Genomic DNA, 18,533 nt, shown 5'->3' on the forward strand with positions numbered 1-18,533 from the left:
CGGGCGCATCGGGAGGATCGGATGGACATCCAGTTCACGGAAGAGCAGGACATGCTGCGATCCAGCGTCCAGCGTCTGCTGCGCGATCAATACGATTTCGACACGCGCCGAAAGATCGTGGCGAGCGAGCAAGGCTTCAGCCGGAAGCAGTGGGAGGCTTTCGCGGAGCTCGGCCTGCTCGCTGCGCCGTTCTCCGAGGACGCTGGCGGTCTCGGCGGCGGCGCGCTGTCGACCATGATCATCATGCAGGAGTTCGGCCGGCACCTCGTCGTTGAGCCTTTCGTCGAGACGGTCGTGCTGGCCGGGGGGCTGATCGAGCAGGCGGGCACGTCGGAGCAGAAGCAGGGCTTCCTTCCCGGCATCATCGACGGCAGCAAGATCTGGGCGTTGGCCTGGACGGAGAAGGCATCCCGGTTCGATTTCGCTAACGTCGCGACCAGGGCGCGGCGTGAGGGGAACGACTACGTTCTGAGCGGTCGGAAGACCATGGTGATCGCCGCGCCCTGGGCGGATCATCTGATCGTCTCGGGGCGGACCTCCGGCGACGACCGCGACGGCGGCGGCGTCAGCCTGTTCGTGGTCGACCGCCGCGCCGCCGGCGTCGATCTTCAGAGCTTCAAGACGATCGACGGGCGCCGGGCCGCCGAGGTCGACCTGCGTGAGGTCCACGCGCAATTGCTGGGGAGGGAAGGCGAGGGCGTCGCCGCGCTGGAGGCTTGCCGCGAGCGTGCGATCGGCGCCCTCTGCGCGGAGGCCGTCGGCGCCATCGGCGAGCTGAATTCCGCCACACTGGAATATTCCAAGACCCGCAAGCAGTTCGGCACCACCATTGGCTCCTTCCAGGTGCTGCAACATCGGATGGTCGACATGTTCATCGCGCATCAGGAGGCGCTCTCCCTGATGCAGCATCTCAACCTCAGCCTCGCGGCGGGCGATGCGGGACTTCCGCGGCTCGCCTCGGGCGCCAAGTCGAAGATTGGTTATGCCGGCAAGTTCGTCGCCGACCAAGCGGTGCAGCTTCATGGCGGCATGGGAATGACCGACGAGCTCAACGTCGGACACTATTTCAAGCGAATCTCCTCCATCAACATCCAGTTCGGCGATCCCGCGTTCCACCTGCTGCGCTACGCGCAGCTGGATGCGGCCGCGTAAAGAGAAGAGGCCAGCATGACGACTGAAGCAGTCATCGTTTCCACCGCAAGGACCGCCGTCGGCAAGGCCTATCGCGGCGCGCTCAACAACACGGACGGCCCGACCATGGCCGGGCACGTGATGGCCGAAGCCGTGAAGCGGGCCGGCGTCGCGCCCGGCGAAGTCGAGGACGTGGTGATGGGCTGCGCGATGCAGCAAGGCACCATGGTGATGAACGTCGCGCGCAAGGGCGCGATCCGCGCTGGCTTGCCGGTCACCGTCGCCGGCACCACCATCGACCGCCAATGTGCCTCCGGCCTGCAGGCCATCGCCGTTGCCGCGCGCTCGGTGATATCGGATGGGGTCGAGGTCGCGATCGGCGGGGGCATCGAGTCGATCAGCCTCGTGCAGAACGACCACATGAACCGGTTTCATGCCGTCGACGATGAGTTGATGGCGATGAAGCCGGAAATGTACATGTCGATGCTCGAGACGGCCGAGATCGTCGCCGAACGCTACAAGATCGGTCGCGACAAGCAGGACGAATACAGTCTCGAATGCCAACGCCGCGTCGGCGCTGCCATGCAGGCCGGCCACTTCAACGACGAGATCGTGCCATTCACCACCAGGATGGCGCTCGTCAACAAGGACACGAAGGAGGTGACCTACGAGCAGGTGACGCTGACAAAGGACGAAGGCCCGCGCCCGGAAACGACCGCCGAAGTCCTGGCCAGGATCAAGCCGGTGTTCGAGGGCAAGACGATCAGCGCGGGCAATGCCAGCCAGCTTTCCGACGGTGCTTCGGCCTGTGTGATCATGAGCGATAAGATTGCAGCCAGGAAGGGCCTCAAGCCGCTCGGCATCTTCCGCGGCTTCGTCGCTGCCGGCGTCGAACCCGACGAGATGGGCGTCGGTCCGGTCGCCGCGATCCCGCGGCTGCTCAAGCGCCATGGCCTGAAGATCGACGACATCGATCTCTGGGAGCTGAACGAGGCCTACGCGGTCCAGGTGATCTATTGCCGCGATAAGCTCAGCATTGACCCGGACAAGCTCAACGTCAATGGCGGCTCGATTGCGATCGGTCATCCCTACGGCATGACCGGGGCGCGGCTCACCGGTCACCTCCTGATCGAGGGGCGGCGGCGCAAGGCGAAATACGGCGTGGTGACCATGTGCATCGGTGGTGGCATGGGCGCGGCGGGATTGTTTGAAATCATCCACTGAGCGGAAACGCGGGAGATCATTCGTGAAGACAGCGATCACTGAACTGTTCGGCATCGAGCATCCGATCATCCAGGGTGGGATGCACTATGTGGGGTTCGCCGAACTCGCCGCCGCGGTGTCGAATGCCGGCGGCCTGGGGATCATCACGGGCCTGACGCAGCGGACGCCGGAACTGCTGGCCAAGGAGATCGCGCGCTGCCGCGACATGACGGATAAACCATTCGGGGTGAACCTGACCTTTCTGCCCACCTTCAGCGCGCCACCCTATCCGGAGTACATCGCAGCGATCAGAGAGGGCGGCGTCAAGGTCGTCGAAACCGCCGGGCGCAGCCCCGAGCAGTACTGCCGGCTCTGAAGGCCGGCGACATCAAGGTGATCCACAAATGCACCTCCGTCCGGCATTCGCTGAAGGCCGAGCAGATCGGCTGCGATGCCGTCAGCGTCGACGGATTTGAATGCGGCGGCCATCCGGGCGAGGATGACATGCCAAACATGATCCTGTTGCCGCGTGCGGCCGAGGAACTGAAGATCCCGTTTGTTGCATCCGGCGGCATGGCAGATGCGCGCAGCCTGGTTGCGGCGCTGGCGATGGGGGCCGCCGGCATGAACATGGGCACGCGCTTTATCGCCACCAAGGAGGCACCGGTGCATGAGAACGTCAAGAATGCGCTGGTCCAGGCCTCGGAGCTCGATACCCGGCTCGTCATGCGCGCGCTCCGCAACACCGAGCGGGTCCTCAACAACAAGGGCGTCGAAGACTTGCTGGAGATCGAGCGAGAGAAAGGTAAAAGCCTCAAGATTGACGACATCCATGACCAGGTGGCGGGCGTCTATCCGAAGGTGATGATCGACGGCGATATGGACGCGGGCGCTTGGAGCTGCGGCATGGTCGTCGGACTCATCCGCGACATTCCGACCGTGAAGGAACTGGTCGACCGCATCATGGCGGACGCCGAGCGACTGATCAGGGGCAGGCTTACGGGATTCCTGGACGCCGACAGCACGGCCGCCCTGAAGGTCGCATGAAGCGACGGCGAGCGGATTGGCACCTCGTAGGGCTTGCCAAGCGCGAAATGCATCCCTCCAAAGCGGTTGCAAGACCCAGGAGAACGCCGGTCGTCCGCTTCACCTGATTGCTAGAGCGCCGGTTGCGACGGCGCGTTCACGTCAGCTGCTGGAGCTTCTTCAGCGGATTGAGTTCGCTCGGCTGGCCCTGTTCCTCGCGGCCGCGCTCCGCCTCGGCCTTGCCGTCCTCGTGGAGCTCCTGATCCCCGACGATCTCGCCGACGGCCTGTTTCGCCTTGCCGGCGATCCGCCGCTTAAGACCTTTCACCTTGCCCATGGCAGCCTCCAAGCTCACGCCGCTGCCCCGGCGCCAAACGGGGGAATAAGCGCCGGGGCCTGCGGTTTCGTCCAAAGTGCGTCCGACAGCAGGGGGCAGATGCCGGAGGCGTGGGGCAAACTCCTTGGCGCGCCGATAGTTCCTCCGATCATCGCCGTGCGAGCTCGATGATCACGCCTTCATTGCCCCGAAGCAGGATCGATGCGTCCGGCAATGGCTCGCGCGGCCGGTCCAGATGTGTTGACATCAGCAGGCGGCCACGGCCGTGCCAGTGCCATCTCCGCGGCTCGGCGACGATGTTGAGGGCGACCAGCACTTCGCCCGCGTCTGTCACGCGCTTGAAGGCGAGGACGTCGTTTTGCGATCGCAGCGGCGCGTGGCTGCCTTCGCGAAGACAGGCATGCTCGCGCCGCAGCGCGATCAGCGCGCGAAACAACGCCAGGATGGAATGTTCGTCCCGCCTCTGCTGCGCCACGTTGGGCGCATCGCGCGGCCCCAGCGGTAGCCATGGGCTGCCTGTGGTGAATCCACCGCTCTCGCTGTCATCCCAGCGCATCGGCGCGCGCTCGGGATCGCGGCAAAGTTCATATCCCGGCACAAGCTTCTCGAAGAGATCGCGAACGCGATCGGCTGGAATAGGGACCCGTTTGCGGCCGATCTCGTCGCCCATGAAGAAAAACGGCGTTCCCCGCAGCGTCATCAACAGCATCGCGAGCACGCGCATCTGCGCGGCACCGATCTTGCTCGCGATCCGCTGCTTGTCGTGCCCGCCGATCACCCACACCGGCCAAGCGTCCTTGGGAATGGCGTTGAGATAGGCGTCGATAGTCGCCTGGAGCGACAGCGCGTCCCATCGCGAGTCCAGCAGCGCGAAATTCAGCGGCAGGTGCAGGCGCGGTCGATCGTTGCCGTAGAAGTGCCCGATCCGGTCGGTCTTGCCCTGAACTTCGCCGCACAATAGCCGGTCCGGATAGCCATCGATCACCTCACGGATGAATTCGATGCACGACATCGTCTCCGGCCGGTCGTCGGTAAACACGGACGTATGGCGTTGCGGCGGCGGCTTGTCCTTGGCTTGCGGGTTTGGTGGATTGTCGCGCAACAGATCGTCCTTGATCAGCACGGCGCTGGCATCGACGCGAAAGCCGTCGACGCCGCGGTCGAGCCAGAAATGCATGACCTCGGCGATCGCAGCCCTCACGTCCGGATTGCGCCAGTTCAGGTCGGGCTGCTCGACCAGGAAGGAGTGGTAGTAATATTGCCGCCGCGCGTCACACCACTCCCAGGCGCTACCGCCGAAACGACTCAGCCAGTTGTTCGGCGGTCCGCCATTCTCGGCCGGATCGGCCCAGATGTACCAATCGGACTTTGCGCTGTGGCGCGAACTGCTGCTCTCGACGAACCAGGCGTGGTCGTCGGCAGTGTGATTGGGGACGAGGTCGAGAATGAGCCGGATCCCTTCTGTGTGCAGGGCGCTGACGAGGCGATCGAATTCGTCGAGCGTGCCGAAGCCCGGGTCGATTGAACAATAATCGGAGATATCATAGCCGAGATCGCGAAAGGGACTGCGGTAGATCGGCGTGAGCCACACCGCATCGATGCCGAGCCATCTCAAATAGTCTAGCCGCGACATCAAGCCGGCGAGGTCGCCTTTGCCGTCGCCATTGGAATCCTGGAACGAGATCGGCGCGATTTCATAGATGACCGCGGATTGCCACCACGCGCGTTCGTCACGGGATTTGGTCATTGCCTCGATTTCACCTCGTTGCAGGTGGCCTCTCGATCAAGCTCTGTAAACGGACAGCGATGGCGCAGCTCGTGAGCTTGATGATGGCGTCGCGCGGGTCCTGGATTTCCGGGTCGGTGACGGTGTCGCACCGGATGTCCGCCTTGCCATGCCAAACCAGCGCCTTGATCTCGGTCCTCCGCCATCAATCATGTGGCATCTAAGTTCAGGCATGAACGATGGTTGCTATGCAACGCGCAAATTCTTCGCACTGCACCGGACCGTGCGGGAATAGGAACAGCTGGCCGGTCGAGCGATTGGGCATCATCATCCCAACCCGCGAGGATACGCCCTATGGCCGCCAATCAACTCGCCGTCGTCACCGGCGCCTCAACCGGTATCGGCCTGGAACTTGCCAGGTGCTGCGCCCAAGCAGGTTTCAATCTTGTCATCGCCGCGGACGAGGCCGCGATCGAGGGGGTGGCCGTCGACCTGCGTAGGTTCGGCGGCAGTGTGGAGCCGGTCGAGACCGATCTCGCCACCATTGAGGGCGTCGACAAGCTCTGCGCGGCGGTCGCCGACCGGCCGGTCGACGCGCTGCTGGCTAATGCCGGCATCGGCCTCGGCAAGGCCTTCCTTGACCAGGATTTCCAACGCATCAGGCACGTCATCGATACCAACATCACCGGCACGCTCTACCTGATCCATCACGCCGGCAATGCGATGGTGCGACGCAACTCCGGGCGCATTCTCATCACGGGCTCGATCGCCGGCTTCATGCCCGGCAGCTTCGAGGCGGTGTACAACGCCTCCAAAGCTTTTCTCAACTCGTTCTCCTTCGCTCTGCGCGAAGAGCTGCGCGATAGCGGCGTCACCGTCACTTGCCTGATGCCTGGCGCCACCGACACCGAATTCTTCCGCCGCGCCGACATGATGGACACCAAGGTTGGCACCGAGCAGAAGGATGGCGCCTACGAGGTCGCCAAGGCCGGCTTCGATGCAATGCTGCGCGGTGAGGCCGACGTCGTCACCGGTCTGAAGAACAAGATCCAGGCGACGGTCGCCGCCATCACGCCGAACGAGATGCTGGCCAAGCAGCATCGGAAGTTGGCCGAGCCCGGCACGGCGAAATCGTAGCGCGAGAGTGCACCAACTCTCGCGGCACGCCGTAGATACGGCGTCTGCTGTGATGGCGCTGACCTTCTGTGCGTAACGGCGGGCCCGCCGACCGCAGAGGAGGACTGACCTTGGTGAACATGGCCGCTGCTTCGTCATCGAAGACCACGGTCTATGCCGCACTTGCCGGCAATGTGCTCGTCGCGGTCACCAAGATCGGCGCCGCCATCTGGACGGGAAGCTCGGCGATGACGAGCGAGGCCGTGCACTCGGTGGTCGACACCTCCAACGAGGTGCTGCTGCTCTATGGCTACCATCGTGCCAGCCGCCCAGCGGACGAATCCCATCCACTCGGCTACGGGCGCGAGCTGTATTTCTGGAGCTTCATCGTCGCCCTGGTGATCTTTGCGCTCGGTTCGGGCGTCTCGCTCTATCAGGGCCTCGTGCATGTTGCCGCCCCTGAGCGGATCGAAGATCCCATCGTCAGCTTCATCGTGCTCGGGCTGTCGTTCCTGTTCGAGGGCGCATCGTGGCTGGTCGCCTTGCGACGTTTCCGCTTCGACGCGGCGCGGTTCGGCTACTATCAGGCCTTTGTCCGCAGCAAGGACCCGCCTGCATTCATGGTGCTGCTCGAGGACAGTGCGGCGCTGGTCGGTATCGTCATTGCGGCCGGGGCAACGGCGGCGGCGGTGTGGCTGGAGCAACCGGTGTGGGACGGCGTCGGCTCGATCCTGATCGGGATTCTGCTGGGGGTCACGTCCGTCGGGCTCGCCCGCGAGAGCAAGAGTCTGCTGATCGGCGAGCCGGCGCACCCTGAGCTTGCGCGATCGATCCTCGAGATCGCCCGGCGTTCGCCGGGGGTGCTGCAGGCCAACGGGCTCCTGACGGTCCGAACTATCCCCGGACGAGATTGTCGCCGCCCTCAGCGTCGAGTTCGCCGACGAGAAGCGCGCCGACGATATCGAGCAATGCGTGATCTCGCTCGAAGGTGAAATCCGCAAGCATCATCCGAGCGTCGCAGCCCTGTTCATCAAGCCGCAGACGAACGCGCGCTTTCACGCCGTTCGGGCGAAACGCAGGCGTGGAAGCTCCAGAGCCATCAATGACCCGAGAGGCGCTCCCCCAGTGCCAAAAAGCCATGGCAAGCTCCGGGTCGATGTCGCGCTGTGGCGGACCGCCTGCGTGAGACCGATTTCATGCCGACTGTGATGTCGCCCGCTGCCTTTGCTGCCCATCTTCAATCGGAAGCGGATCGTTGGAGCGCGATCGCACACCAGTCAAAGGTCAGAATTGAGTGAGCGGTCGACGCTTTCCGCGAGCATCACGAAGCAGTCGAAGAGGAGCGGCACATTGGTTGGCTCAGCCGGTGAGGATCGGTTTCAAAGCGTCCGCTTCCGATGCGACAAAGTCAAAGAAGGCTCCGACCCGCGGGAGATGTCGGGCATCGGGATAGGTGAGGAGGCGCCAGGCCCGGGTCAACTCGGGCACAGGCTCGAGAACACGTACGAGATCGACTTCGGCATCCCCGAGCGCGATCGGTAGCGTCGCAATCCCGACCCCCGCCTTCGCTGAGGACACCAGGCCAAGCACGCTGATACTTCGTGCAGCATAGTGAGCATCGGGTGCGACTTCACGTAGCCAGGTCGACAACCGGTGGCCGGCGAGGCTTTCGTCGAAGGCGATCAGCGGATGGTTTTTTAGCGCGTCAATCGATCCTGGTGCGCCGTTGCGCTCGAGATAGGCGTGACTGGCGTAGACGGCCCAGATGGAGTCGGCGATCTTTCTGCCGATCATATCCCCTGTGGTATCGCCGGAGCGGAACGCGACGTCAGCCTCACCCTTCGACAAGTCGATGTAACGATCCGCGAGGACGAACTGGACACGAATGCCGGGATGTTTGGCGTGGAAGCGGTCGATGAAACCCGATTGTGCGAGGCGGATCGCGATGGGTTCGGGGCAGGTCAGACGCAGAATGCTGGCATGGGCGGCTTCGGCGGCCTTGAGCCGGAACGCTTCGATGCTGGCAGCCACGTCCTCGGCCAATGGGAAGACCAGCGCGCCCGCAGTGGTGAGGCTGTAGCCGCTAGGCGATCGCTCGACCAATCGTAGCCCAAGGCGTCCTTCCGGTTCGGTCAGGCGCCGCTGGACGGTGAACTGGTTCACTCCCAGATGGCGTGCGGCCGCGAGCGTGCTGCCGTGATGGGCCACCGCCAGCAGGTACTTGAGATCATTCCAGTCGAACATCACAGATCCCCAACGCGCGCAGCCATTCTGCATCCTTGCGGCTCCCTTCCGCAATCGTCTTGACTGCCGCGGTTCGCGCTCGACCCTCACGGTGTAGCGCAAAGGATCTACATCATTCGCCTTCGAGCGCATTCCTGAGGGAATCGGATGAGCTTTGCGTGCTCTGTGCGGGGCAACCATATGACTGCTCGCCGACCAAGGCAGTTGGCGGGAATATGCTGTCGTATATTGCGCGAGCTTCCCGAATGAGACGAATTCGCTCGAGCTCGGATTTCGGGACAAATCGAATGACGTCGCCCATGTGCGCTCCCGCTAGGCTGCTTCGTGCGCGCGCCGCCAAATCGGAAACGGGTCTGCGAGCTTTGCCCATTCCGCGACGTCCATGGCAGGTTTTCCCCTCACGAGACATCCGTCCAGGCGGGCGCAGATCGAGTCTTCGTCCATGCCGGCCCCGATGAACACGATTTCCTGACGGCGATCGCCGTAGATGCTGCTCCAGTTTTGTCGAAGTTTCTTGCGCCAGAAAGGATCATCCGGCCATCGTTCTGCCGGCACGCCGGCCCACCAGAAACCAAGGGCCTGGGTGCGAATGATCGAACCCGCCTGGCTGAGTTCACCGAGCCATTGCGGCCGTGTCGCGAGCCAGAAGTGCCCCTTGGCGCGAATGACGCCTGGCCAAGGCTCCTTGATGAACCTGTCGAACTTGGCGGGGTCGAACGGACGGCGCGCGCGGTAGACGAAGTTCCTCACGCCGTATTCTTCCGTTTCCGGCACGTGATCGGCAAAGCCGTAGAGCTCCTTGTACCAGAGGGGATGCTGCTGAGCCTTTTCGAAGTCGAACCGGCCGGTGTCGAGAATGCGATCGAAAGCGACCCGGCTGTGGTTGGCTTCGATCAGGTCCGCTTCTGGATTGAGCGCACGAATGATCTTTCGCGCCGCTTCGCGCTGCTCGGGCGAGGCGTCATCGACCTTGTTCAAGACGATCACATCGGCAAATTCGATCTGCTCGACGAGGAGATCGACCAACGTGCGCTTGTCGTTCTCGAGCGCTTCGCCGCGTTGCTCCAGAAAATCCGTCGACGAATAGTCCTTGAGCAGGTTCTCGGCGTCGACCACGGTGACCATGGTGTCGAGACGCGCCACGTCGGAGAGGCTTTCGCCGTCTTCGGAGCGAAAGTCGAAGGTCGCCGCGACCGGCAGCGGCTCGGAGATGCCCGTCGATTCGATCAGCAAATAATCGAAGCGACCGTGTTCGGCGAGTGCGCGGACCTCCTTCAAGAGATCGTCGCGCAGCGTGCAGCAGATGCAGCCGTTCGTCATCTCGACGAGCTTCTCATCGGTCCGGGATAGATTCGCACCGTCATCGCGAACCAAATCCGCATCGATGTTCACCTCGCTCATATCGTTGACGATCACCGCCACCTTCAGGCCGTGCCGGTTGTTCAGGACATTGTTCAGCAAAGTGGTCTTTCCAGCCCCGAGGAAGCCGGACAAGACGGTGACGGGGAGTTTCTGCATGGAGATCGAAGAGCCTTTTCAAGGGGAGAGGGCGGCGCTTGGGACAGGGCATTTCGGCTGACGCGATGTAATGTTATAACATTACATCTTCGAAGCTTGGCCATCTGTCAAGGCGCTTTGGGTCACCGCACGATCGGAACCACCTTGAACGCGCTGGTGCGGTCCGGGTTTAGCATCGAACTCGTCGACGCGTTCGCCCTGTCGATTGAGCAGATCAGGGAGAGTCAGGCGCTCACGGAAGAGCTGGAGCGGCCGATGATGCTGCTCGTGTCGTCGAGGCGATCGGATGCCGATCTCGCCATTCGATCTGCATGATGGCGGCAGACTCGAGGCTCCGCGCTCGCTCTGCGGAGCGGACCGTTCAAGCCGTCCGTATCAACTCCCCTGGCCGGCCTTGGCCGAATAGAGCTCTGCAAAGCGCTCCCGCAGCAGGTTTTTCTGTACCTTGCCCATCGTGTTGCGCGGAAGCGTCTCGACGAAGATGATGCCCTTGGGCTGCTTGAATTTCGCCAGCCGTCCGGACAGCGCCGCGAGAATGGTGCGTTCGTCCAAGGACGAGCCCGGCGACCGGACGACGGCAGCCGTGACGCCCTCGCCGAAATCGGCATGCGGCACGCCGACGACGGCACTTTCTGAGACCCCCGGGATGGCGTCGATCTCCGTCTCGATCTCCTTCGGATAGACGTTGAAGCCGCCGGTGATGATGAGATCCTTGCCGCGGCCGACGATGTGCAGATAGCCATTTGCATCGAGCTTGCCGAGGTCGCCGGTGATGAAGAAGCCGTCGCTGCGGAATTCGGCCGCGGTCTTGTCCGGCATGTTCCAGTAGCCCGCAAACACGTTCGGCCCCTTCACTTCGATCATGCCAACCTCGTTCGTGGGCAGCGCCGCACCGCTCTCGGGATCGGCGATCCGAACTTCGACCGCGGGCAGGGGGCGACCCACGGAGCCCGGAATGCGCTGGCCGTCGTAGGGATTGGAGGCGATCATGCCGGTTTCGGTCATGCCGTAGCGCTCCAGGATCGCGTGTCCGGTCCTCGCCTGCCAGGCGCGGTGAGTCTCGGCAAGGAGCGGCGCCGAGCCGGCGACGAACAGCCTCATGTTGGCGGTCGTGCGCTCGTTCAGGTTCGTGCTCTCGAGCAGGCGTACATAGAAGGTCGGCACGCCCATCAGCACGGTGCTGCGCGCCATCGTCGCCAGAATGCGCTCGGCGTCGAACTTTTGCATGAACAGGATGCGCCCGCGCGCGGCGAACGTGACGTTGCAGGCCACGAAGAGCCCGTGAACGTGGTAGATCGGCAGCGCGTGGATCAGCACGTCCTTCCTGGAATAGCGCCACTCTTCAACCAGCGTCAGGGCGTTCGAGGCCAGATTGCCGTGCGTCAGCATGGCGCCCTTCGAGCGGCCGGTCGTGCCGGAGGTGTAGAGAATGGCGGCGAGGTCGTCATTCCCCCTGGCCACGGTGTCGAATGCAATCGGGAAGTCCGCCGCGGCATCGGCGAGCGAGCCCTTGCCGTGGTGATCGAGCGTCTCGACCCGGCCGCCCGCTTTGGCAGCAATGGCGCGCAGGTCGGCTTCTTCCTTCGGATTGCACACGATCAATGTCGGCTGCGCGTCGCGGACGAAGTACTCGGTTTCGGCCGGCGTATAGGCAGTGTTCAGCGGCAGATAGACGGCACCGGAGCGGAGCGTTGCGAGATAGAGGGCGATGGCCTCGACGGATTTCTCGACCTTGGCAGCGACACGGTGGTTCGGGCCGATGCCAATCCTGGCGAGCAAGTTCGCAAACTTGCCGCTCAGCGCAGCGAGTTCGGCGTAGCTCAACGTCGCGCCGTCCTCCTTCTCAATGCAGATGGACTGATCGGACTCCGCAGAGCCAAGCAGGCGGTCGTACAGGTTCCAGGTCATGACGAGATCTTCCGTTGAGAGTTGGATTGGGGACTCGGAACGAGGTCGCGCGATGACAATTTCGCGCGAAGGGCCTTCTTCACCTTGTCGGACGCCACTACGGTGCCGGCTTCCGCAAACGCTTCGTGGTTCGCCTCGATGTGCTCGAGCGCGTAAAGATAGTTCACCATCAGTCCGTAGGACTGCTTCATGCCCTTGGGCGAAGCATCCCCCAGGAAATTCAGCCGCTCCAGGCGCGCGCCGTTGCCGAGATGGAAGCGGGCGACCGGATCGACCGGCTTGCCTGACGGCAGCTTCGCCTTCAGGAAGTAGTAGGCCGCAAGCGCGGTGACGGCCTCTTTCGCCTGCGCGATGTCGCCGCCGTCATCGAGAGCGGCCAGCGCGCGTCGTGTCTCCTCATCGATCGCGCCGGAGGCCTCTGTCTTGAGCTCGCGCCGCACCCAACCGGCAAAGCCGGGAATGGGCGACAGCGTGACGAAGGTCTTCAGGTTCGGCAGCTCGCGGGCGAGATCCTGCACCACCTGCTTGATCAGGAAATTGCCGAACGAGACGCCGGCCAGGCCCTTCTGCGTATTCGAGATCGAGTAGAACACGGCAGTGGTCGCCTCACGCGCGGCAATCGCCTGGCGCGATTTGTCGAGCAATGGGCCGATCGCGCCGGGAATCTCCTTGGTTAGCGCGACCTCGACGAAGATCAGCGGCTCGTCGACCAGCTGCGGATGAAAGAACGCGTAGCAGCGGCGATCCGGCGGCTCGAGCCGGTTGCGCAAGTCCTCCCAGTCCTGGATGGCATGGACGGCCTCATACTTGATGATCTTCTCGAGGATGTTGGCAGACGTCGTCCAATCGATCGGCCGCAGCACGAGGAAGCCCCTGTTGAACCACGACGAGAACAGATGGACGAAATCGTCGTCGAACCGGCTGGAGCTCGGGATGCTCGCGCAGCAGCGAGAGCAGCACCTCCCGCATGCGAACCAGCGACGAAGTGCCGCCGGGCGCCAGATTGAGGCGCCGGATCAATTCCTGCCGGCGCGGCTCGGCGACGGCATGGAGCGCCTCGAGCTTGCTGCCGTCGCCGCCCTCCTTGCGTTGGTAGGCCGCGATCGCGAGCTCGATCGCGCGACGGTCGGGCCCGAACCGGTCCGCGAGCGAGGCGAGGAATTTCAGCCGCTGCGGCTCGCCGGCCTGCTCGAAAGCCGCAAGCAGCGATTGCGCGATCGCAACGCCGGAGGCTTCGCCGCGCCTGGAGAGCAGCGCTTCACCCAGAAGGGCGAGATCGCGATCCTCGCCTGGCTCGCGATCAGGCTTGATGCCCAGAACCGCGCGACCACGTTGCGTCAAGGTATCGATGAGCCCTTGCAGGAATTCGGGCGCCGTGATGCGTCCGGATCTTGTGTCGTTCAGCATCGTTCATGCCTCCTCGGTTAACGCGACGGGGCGCCCATCACCAGGTTGGGCAGAAAGGTGGAGATCGAGGGCGCCAGGCAAAGCAGGACGACCGCGAACGCCATCAGGAGCACGAAGGGCAGCGTCCCCCAGATCACGTCCCGCAACGGGATGTCCGGCGCGATGTTCCTGATGACGAAGATGTTGAGTCCAACCGGCGGATGAATGAGGCCCATCTCCATCACGATCGTCATCACCACGCCGAACCAGATCAGGTCGAAGCCTGCGTCCTTGAGCGGCGGCAGGATGATCGGCGCAGTCATCAGGATGATGGAGACCGGCGGCAGGAAGAAGCCGAGCACGACCACCAGCACCAGGATCGCTGCCAGCAGCACCCAGCGCGAGAGCTGCATCGCGACGATCGCTTGCGCCGCCGCCTGACTGATGTGGAGATAGCTCATCACGTAGGAGTAGAGCAGCGACATGCCGATGATCAGCATCAGCATGGTCGATTCCTTCAGCGTCGATTCCAGGATCGGGCCGAGATCCCGCGGGCGCCACACGCCATAGATCGAGGCGATCAGGACTAGCGCCAGGATGCCGCCGAGGCCTGCGGTTTCCGACGGCGTCGCATAGCCGCCATAGAGTGCGATCATGACGCCGCTGAGCAGCACGACGAAGGGGAGCACCCGCGGCAGCGCACCGAACCGCATCGCCATGGTGAAGCGCTCATTCGAAAGGATCGGGTGCTGCGCAGGGTCCGCGGCATAAGCGCGCTCTGCCGCGGCGTATTCGGACTTGAATCTCAACACCGCATACGTCGCAAACAGTAGCACCAGGAGAAGGCCCGGGCCGATGCCGGCGAGGAAGAGACGACCGAGCGACTGCTCCGCCGCGACCGCGTACAGGATCATGGTGATCGAGGGCGGCAGCAGGATGCCCAGCGTGCCGCCGGCTGCGATGACGCCCGCAGCAAAGCCGCCGGAGTAGCCGCGCTTGCGCATTTCGGGAATGCCGGCCGAACCGATGGCCGAGCACGTCGCCGGAGATGATCCGGCCATTGCAGCGAACAGCGCGCAGGCGAACACATTGGCGATGCCGAGCCCACCCGGGATCCGGCCCATCCAGACATGCAACGCGCTGTAGAGGTCTTGTCCCGCCTTCGACTTGCCAATCGCGGCGCCCTTCAGGATGAAGAGCGGGATCGCCAGCAGCGTGATCGAGGCCATCTCCTCGTACACGTTCTGCGTCACCGTATCGAGCGATGCAGCGGGCATGAAGAAATACATGAAGATGACGGCGACGGCACCGAGCGCCAGCGCGATCGGCATGCCCGAGGCCATGACGGCGAGCGTGGCCCCGCCATACATCAGTCCGACGGCAAACGTGCTCATTTGCTCCTCCATCCGTCGACGCGCGAGGCGAGCTGAAGCGCGATTTGAACCGTCATCAGCGTCATCCCGAGCGACATCATGCTGTAGGGAATCCATAGCGGCGGGGCCCAGGTCGATCCGGACACCTGTCCGTCGACCCATGCCTCGTGGAACAGCGTCCAGGATTTCCAGGCGAAGAAGCAGCAGAACAGCAGGCTCGCGGTGTCGACCACGAGCATGCGGATCGCATTGCCGCGCTTCGACAGATAGCCGGTGAGAGCCTCGATGCCGATGTGGCCGCGTCCGGCTTGCACGAACGCGGTCGACAGGAACGTGGCGCCGACCAGCAGGAACACCGCGGCCTCGTCCTGCCAATAGGTTGCCGCGTTGAAGAAGTAGCGCGCGGCCACGCTGTAGCTCAGGATCGTGCTCGCGACGATAAGTGCGACCGAGCAGAGGACGACGATCGTCCTGTTGAGCAGGATCATCGCGCGATTGATCCGTCCCACCGTGGAGCCGGGTCGCGCTGCCGTCATGACGACGGAGTGGCCGAGATCGACGCCGTGCGCGCTCATGATCCGGCCTCCATGGCGAGCTTGATCAGGCGGGCGCAGTTCTCGTTCTTTTTGGCGTAATCCTTCCAGGCCGTGTCGCGCGCAAGCTCCCGCCACGCCTGAACCGTCTTGTCGTCGAGATCATGCACGGTCGCGCCGGCGGCCTGGTAGACCTTGGCCACGCGGACGTCGTCTTCCATCGCCGCGGTGCGGCCGAACGCTTCCAGCTCGGCGCCGACCGAGACGATGATGTCGCGCTCCTCGCTCGAAAGCCGATCGAACACCGCCTTCGACATCACGAGCGGCTCGAGCATGAACCAGTAGCTCTTGGCCCGGCCGGTCGTCAGATGCTTGGCGAGCTCTTCCAGGCGGAACGAGGTCAGGCTGGTGGACGAGGTGAGGGCGGCATCGCAGGCGCCGGTCTGCATCGCCGCATAGAGTTCGTTGGAGGGAAGCGACAGCACCGAGGCGCCGGCGGCCTGGAGCACGAGATCCATCTCGCGCGAGCCGCCGCGGATCTTCATGCCCTTGGCATCGCCGACCTCGACGAGCGGACGCGCACGGCTGGCGACGCCGCCCGCCTGCCAGATCCAGGTGACAATGACGATGCCTTTGGCGGCGAGAAATTTGCTGAACTCCTGGCCGATCGGCTTGTTCTTCCAGCCGAGACCCTCGTCGTAACCGGTGACGAGACCCGGCATCAGGCCGATGTTCAGTTCGGGAAGATCGCCGCCGGCGTAGGAGATCGGAATGAGGCTCATGTCGAGCGCACCTTTGCGCATCGCCGAGACCTGCGCGTTGGTCTTCATCAGCGACGAGCCGGGATAGATCTCGGCGGTCATCGCGCCCTTGCTGCGCTCCTGGATCAGGGCTGCGAAACGCCGGCAGAGCCGGTCGCGGAAATCACCCTCGGTCGCCGTGCCACCCGGAAACTGGTGCGAGATCTTCAGGGCCGTGGCCGCGCGCGCTTCCCCGAACCGGAGCAGCGCCGGGGCTGCGATTCCCAAGGCCAGGGCTTGGCGTCTTGAAATCCTCATTCCATACCTCCCGTTGCCAGATTGCATTTTTTATTCCTAATCTTGCATACAATTAATATATGAACTGCATGCTGTTTGTTTTGTCAAGTATATGGTATGGAATTGTGGGATCAGGTGTATGCAATGAGCCAGGCCTTCAGACTTAAGCAGTCGATCGAAGACGCTGTGATTGCAGGAGAATTCCTGCCGGGTGATCGCCTGGACGAGGCCTCGCTGGCGGAGCGATTCGGGGTGTCGCGCACCCCCATCCGGGAGGCGCTGCTCCAGCTCGGCGCCGAGGGCTTCATCGATGTTCGCCCCCGCCGCGGCGCGATCGTCAGCGTCCCGTCACCGACCCGGCTGTTCGAGATGTTCGAAACGATGGCGGAGATCGAAAGCGCCTGCGGACGCCTGGCGGCACGTCGGCTGACGCCGGAGAACGATGCCGCAATGGAGACGGCTCATCGCGCCTGCGAGATTGCCGCGCGCGAAGGCGACAGCGAGCAGTACTACGCCGACAACCGCAATTTTCACGAAGCGATCTACCGCGCGAGCCGCAACAGTTTTCTCGCTGATCAAGCCTTTGCTCTGCATAAGCGGCTGAGCGCCTATCGCCGTATCCAGCTACGTGCGCGCAACCGCCTGCTGCAATCGCTCCAGGAGCACGCCGGGATTCTCGAAGCGATCCGCGCCGGCGATGAGCAACTCGCGGCAACGCGACTTCACGATCATGTTCTGGTCCAGGGTGAGCGGTTCTCGGACATGGTGCTTGGCCTTGCCGCGGATCGACGATCCGACGCGACCGGAAGCAAGAGCGGAACGGCGAAGTAGAGGCTGCGTCAGCGCCGGCTAGAGCATGATCCGGAAAAGTGTGCAGCGGTTTTCCGAAAAGATCATGCTAAAACAATAACCTAAAGCGCGATGACGATTCATCCCAATCTCATCGCGCTTTAGCGTTGAGTCTCGCCGTAGCCATTCGTCACTCCATTCAGGGTGTCCGCGCTGTGCTGCCGGTCGTGCCGCCAGTGAAGAATGCCACCCAACCCAATCTGGCCCCAACTGAGCTCGGCTTCGATGGTTCCGAGGAAGCCCGAATGCTGCTTCGCCGGAGCTCTCCGCTTCAGATACTCCTTATCAGCGGATGTCGGCGGCACGACGCTCGCTAGTTGCTCTTCGCATGTAGGCGTGCGGACTGGATCCCATTTCCGTCCGGAATGCGTAGACGAACGCGGATGCGGATCCGTAGCCCAGTTGCAACGCAGTCTCCGTGACTCCCGTGCCTCTGCTCAACAGCTCGATAGCGCGCAGCCAGCCGTACCCGCCGCCGCCATGATCGCAGGCTCGAACCCATTTCCGCTTCGAACTGGCGCGTCAGCGTGCGCGACGACATGCCGAGCGCCTTGGCCCAATCATCCGAAGTTCGGGAATCGGCCGGATCTACGTAGAGCGCTTCGCAAAGGCGCAGCAGGCGTTCGCCGCGCGGCCACGGCAATCCCGCCCTCAGCGCGCGGGCCCTGCCGAGCTGATCGAGAATGAGTGTCGCGACGCGATCGGGGTAGCCGTCGGTATCCTGGCTTCCTTCGATGGCTGCGGCCTCGACGATCAACTCCTTCAGCAGGGGAGACACGGCGAGCACTGTCGGAGCCGATGGCAGATTGCTCCCGGCGTCGACGGCAATCCACAGGCTGCGAAACTCGGCGCCGAGAAGGGAGCCCACCCGATGGCGAACGCCGCGCGGCAGCCAGACGGCTTGTTCGGGCGAGATGACGAAGGAACGGTTCTCCGCGGTCACCATCAGCACGCCGTCGATGGCGTAGACCACCTGGTGCCAGTCGTGCGCGTGCTCCAGGAATTCGTGCCGCGCCGGGATCGACTGGGCGCGCATGGTGATCGGGCGCGGCGGCAAGGCATCCGGCGGAGCCGATAGTGGGGTCCAGGTCATGTCGTTTCCGATTGGCCGATATTCTATATAAATTGGCAAAACGTCGAAAGACA

Annotated in this window: 15 protein-coding genes and 4 pseudogenes; 7 read left to right on the forward strand and 12 right to left on the reverse strand. The window is 63.4% G+C overall.

Features of this window, described 5'->3' with window-relative positions; genetic code table 11:
- Positions 1-21: 21 nt before the first annotated feature.
- From ACSKB8_RS22030 to ACSKB8_RS22040, 3 genes and pseudogenes are all read left to right on the forward strand, one after another.
- Positions 22-1,152, forward strand: a complete 1,131-nt coding sequence (locus ACSKB8_RS22030) for an acyl-CoA dehydrogenase family protein (protein WP_438106334.1) — start codon at positions 22-24, stop codon at positions 1,150-1,152.
- 15 nt (positions 1,153-1,167) lie between these two features.
- A complete protein-coding gene (locus ACSKB8_RS22035) occupies positions 1,168-2,355 on the forward strand; it encodes an acetyl-CoA C-acyltransferase (RefSeq protein ID WP_438106336.1) in 1,188 nt (395 codons plus the stop codon).
- A gap of 22 nt (positions 2,356-2,377) precedes the next feature.
- Positions 2,378-3,381: pseudogene (locus tag ACSKB8_RS22040) on the forward strand (NAD(P)H-dependent flavin oxidoreductase).
- A 136-nt stretch (positions 3,382-3,517) separates the two neighbouring features.
- Here the strand turns inward: ACSKB8_RS22040 and ACSKB8_RS22045 are convergent.
- Both ACSKB8_RS22045 and ACSKB8_RS22050 read right to left on the reverse strand, forming a co-directional pair.
- Positions 3,518-3,697, reverse strand: coding sequence for a CsbD family protein (locus tag ACSKB8_RS22045; RefSeq protein WP_091878224.1), 180 nt, complete (start codon positions 3,695-3,697; stop codon positions 3,518-3,520).
- Between the two features lie 148 nt (positions 3,698-3,845).
- A complete protein-coding gene (locus tag ACSKB8_RS22050; RefSeq protein ID WP_438106338.1) occupies positions 3,846-5,444 on the reverse strand; it encodes an alpha-amylase family glycosyl hydrolase in 1,599 nt (532 codons plus the stop codon).
- 333 nt (positions 5,445-5,777) lie between these two features.
- Here ACSKB8_RS22050 and ACSKB8_RS22055 point away from each other — a divergent pair, with 333 nt between their 5' ends.
- Both ACSKB8_RS22055 and ACSKB8_RS22060 read left to right on the forward strand, forming a co-directional pair.
- Positions 5,778-6,560, forward strand: coding sequence for an SDR family NAD(P)-dependent oxidoreductase (locus tag ACSKB8_RS22055; RefSeq protein WP_438106340.1), 783 nt, complete (start codon positions 5,778-5,780; stop codon positions 6,558-6,560).
- Between the two features lie 119 nt (positions 6,561-6,679).
- Positions 6,680-7,616, forward strand: a pseudogene (locus ACSKB8_RS22060) (cation diffusion facilitator family transporter); the annotation flags it as partial.
- Between the two features lie 282 nt (positions 7,617-7,898).
- On the opposite strand, the gene ACSKB8_RS22065 reads toward ACSKB8_RS22060, so the two are convergent.
- The 3 genes from ACSKB8_RS22065 to zigA form a co-directional block, all read right to left on the reverse strand.
- Positions 7,899-8,783 (reverse strand): LysR family transcriptional regulator, encoded by an 885-nt coding sequence (locus ACSKB8_RS22065; RefSeq protein WP_438106342.1) that lies wholly within the window; start codon positions 8,781-8,783, stop codon positions 7,899-7,901.
- Between the two features lie 112 nt (positions 8,784-8,895).
- On the reverse strand, positions 8,896-9,084 hold the full coding sequence (locus ACSKB8_RS22070) for a hypothetical protein (RefSeq protein ID WP_438106344.1): 189 nt from the start codon (positions 9,082-9,084) through the stop codon (positions 8,896-8,898).
- 11 nt (positions 9,085-9,095) lie between these two features.
- Positions 9,096-10,301: a zinc metallochaperone GTPase ZigA gene (gene zigA, locus ACSKB8_RS22075; protein WP_438106345.1), complete on the reverse strand. Its 1,206-nt coding sequence runs from the start codon at positions 10,299-10,301 to the stop codon at positions 9,096-9,098.
- A 144-nt stretch (positions 10,302-10,445) separates the two neighbouring features.
- On the opposite strand from zigA, the gene ACSKB8_RS22080 reads away from it, so the two are divergent.
- Positions 10,446-10,616 carry a hypothetical protein gene (locus tag ACSKB8_RS22080; RefSeq protein ID WP_438106347.1) on the forward strand — a complete coding sequence of 57 codons (171 nt, stop codon included), beginning with the start codon at positions 10,446-10,448 and terminating at the stop codon, positions 10,614-10,616.
- Positions 10,617-10,676: 60 nt separating this feature from the next.
- On the opposite strand, the gene ACSKB8_RS22085 is transcribed toward ACSKB8_RS22080, so the two are convergent.
- From ACSKB8_RS22085 to dctP, 5 genes and pseudogenes are all read right to left on the reverse strand, one after another.
- The gene (locus ACSKB8_RS22085; RefSeq protein ID WP_438106349.1) at positions 10,677-12,209 is read right to left on the reverse strand and encodes a malonate--CoA ligase; all 1,533 of its coding nucleotides are present in this window, start codon (positions 12,207-12,209) and stop codon (positions 10,677-10,679) included.
- Positions 12,206-13,616, reverse strand: a pseudogene (locus tag ACSKB8_RS22090) (malonyl-CoA decarboxylase). The gene ACSKB8_RS22085 and the pseudogene ACSKB8_RS22090 overlap by 4 nt, the downstream one beginning before the upstream one ends.
- Before the next feature lie 17 nt (positions 13,617-13,633).
- Positions 13,634-14,989: a TRAP transporter large permease gene (locus tag ACSKB8_RS22095; RefSeq protein WP_438106350.1), complete on the reverse strand. Its 1,356-nt coding sequence runs from the start codon at positions 14,987-14,989 to the stop codon at positions 13,634-13,636.
- A complete protein-coding gene (locus ACSKB8_RS22100; protein WP_128945279.1) occupies positions 14,986-15,543 on the reverse strand; it encodes a TRAP transporter small permease in 558 nt (185 codons plus the stop codon). The genes ACSKB8_RS22095 and ACSKB8_RS22100 overlap by 4 nt, the downstream gene beginning before the upstream one ends.
- A complete protein-coding gene (gene dctP / locus ACSKB8_RS22105; protein WP_438106352.1) occupies positions 15,540-16,559 on the reverse strand; it encodes a TRAP transporter substrate-binding protein DctP in 1,020 nt (339 codons plus the stop codon). The genes ACSKB8_RS22100 and dctP overlap by 4 nt, the downstream gene beginning before the upstream one ends.
- Positions 16,560-16,682: 123 nt before the next feature.
- Between dctP and ACSKB8_RS22110 the strand changes: the two genes are divergently transcribed.
- On the forward strand, positions 16,683-17,369 hold the full coding sequence (locus tag ACSKB8_RS22110) for a GntR family transcriptional regulator (protein ID WP_438106354.1): 687 nt from the start codon (positions 16,683-16,685) through the stop codon (positions 17,367-17,369).
- A 303-nt stretch (positions 17,370-17,672) separates the two neighbouring features.
- Here ACSKB8_RS22110 and ACSKB8_RS22115 read toward each other — a convergent pair whose 3' ends face one another.
- Together ACSKB8_RS22115 and ACSKB8_RS22120 are read right to left on the reverse strand one after the other, a co-directional pair.
- Positions 17,673-17,828 carry a hypothetical protein gene (locus tag ACSKB8_RS22115; RefSeq protein ID WP_438106356.1) on the reverse strand — a complete coding sequence of 52 codons (156 nt, stop codon included), beginning with the start codon at positions 17,826-17,828 and terminating at the stop codon, positions 17,673-17,675.
- A gap of 433 nt (positions 17,829-18,261) precedes the next feature.
- Positions 18,262-18,480: pseudogene (locus ACSKB8_RS22120) on the reverse strand (AraC family ligand binding domain-containing protein); the annotation flags it as partial.
- Positions 18,481-18,533: the final 53 nt, after the last annotated feature.

It is taken from the genome of Bradyrhizobium sp. BR 1432 (assembly GCF_051547705.1).
Taxonomy (GTDB): Bacteria; Pseudomonadota; Alphaproteobacteria; order Rhizobiales; family Xanthobacteraceae; genus Bradyrhizobium; species Bradyrhizobium zhanjiangense.

What these genes read in the sequence shown, in the direction of transcription:
- ACSKB8_RS22070 (WP_438106344.1), bottom strand. Translation starts at nt 9,084, where the DNA reads ATGGGCGACGTCATTCGATTTGTCCCGAAATCCGAGCTCGAGCGAATT.
- ACSKB8_RS22045 (WP_091878224.1), bottom strand. Translation starts at nt 3,697, where the DNA reads ATGGGCAAGGTGAAAGGTCTTAAGCGGCGGATCGCCGGCAAGGCGAAA.
- ACSKB8_RS22085 (WP_438106349.1), bottom strand. Translation starts at nt 12,209, where the DNA reads ATGACCTGGAACCTGTACGACCGCCTGCTTGGCTCTGCGGAGTCCGAT.
- dctP (WP_438106352.1), bottom strand. Translation starts at nt 16,559, where the DNA reads ATGAGGATTTCAAGACGCCAAGCCCTGGCCTTGGGAATCGCAGCCCCG.
- ACSKB8_RS22110 (WP_438106354.1), top strand. Translation starts at nt 16,683, where the DNA reads ATGAGCCAGGCCTTCAGACTTAAGCAGTCGATCGAAGACGCTGTGATT.
- ACSKB8_RS22050 (WP_438106338.1), bottom strand. Translation starts at nt 5,444, where the DNA reads ATGACCAAATCCCGTGACGAACGCGCGTGGTGGCAATCCGCGGTCATC.
- ACSKB8_RS22035 (WP_438106336.1), top strand. Translation starts at nt 1,168, where the DNA reads ATGACGACTGAAGCAGTCATCGTTTCCACCGCAAGGACCGCCGTCGGC.
- ACSKB8_RS22055 (WP_438106340.1), top strand. Translation starts at nt 5,778, where the DNA reads ATGGCCGCCAATCAACTCGCCGTCGTCACCGGCGCCTCAACCGGTATC.
- ACSKB8_RS22030 (WP_438106334.1), top strand. Translation starts at nt 22, where the DNA reads ATGGACATCCAGTTCACGGAAGAGCAGGACATGCTGCGATCCAGCGTC.
- ACSKB8_RS22095 (WP_438106350.1), bottom strand. Translation starts at nt 14,989, where the DNA reads ATGAGCACGTTTGCCGTCGGACTGATGTATGGCGGGGCCACGCTCGCC.
- ACSKB8_RS22065 (WP_438106342.1), bottom strand. Translation starts at nt 8,783, where the DNA reads ATGTTCGACTGGAATGATCTCAAGTACCTGCTGGCGGTGGCCCATCAC.
- zigA (WP_438106345.1), bottom strand. Translation starts at nt 10,301, where the DNA reads ATGCAGAAACTCCCCGTCACCGTCTTGTCCGGCTTCCTCGGGGCTGGA.
- ACSKB8_RS22100 (WP_128945279.1), bottom strand. Translation starts at nt 15,543, where the DNA reads ATGAGCGCGCACGGCGTCGATCTCGGCCACTCCGTCGTCATGACGGCA.